This is a genomic window from Pseudomonas sp. AKS31, from assembly GCF_023634765.1.
In the GTDB taxonomy this organism is placed as follows: Bacteria; Pseudomonadota; Gammaproteobacteria; order Pseudomonadales; family Pseudomonadaceae; genus Aquipseudomonas.
Window position 1 is genome coordinate 1 of sequence record NZ_JAMLFX010000045.1, and the last position, 323, is coordinate 323.

Below are 323 nucleotides of genomic sequence, written 5' to 3' on the forward strand. Positions count from 1 at the left end.
GGCAACGGCACGGAAACCTTCGCCTACACCATCACAGATGCAGACGGCGATACCAGCACCGCCAACCTCGTGTTGCAGATCCACAACAACGACGATCCGGTGATCATCAATGGCCTCGACGTGAATGGCGGCGAACTCACCGTTTACGAAAAAAATCTCACTGACGGCAGTGCACCAGATTCCACCGCACTGACCCAAAGCGGCACGTTCACCATCACCGCACTCGATGGCGTCACAACCCTGACTGTCGGCGGCATCGCCGTCGTCACCAACGGTGTAGCGGCAGGTTTCCCGCAATCGATCACCACGCCGCTGGGCAGCAC

General features: G+C 59.1%; 1 protein-coding gene. It reads left to right on the plus strand.

Annotated features, from left to right (window positions below; genetic code table 11):
• The coding region (locus tag M9827_RS27650; protein WP_250608399.1) for a hypothetical protein at positions 1 to 323 on the plus strand (323 nt) is incomplete at both ends.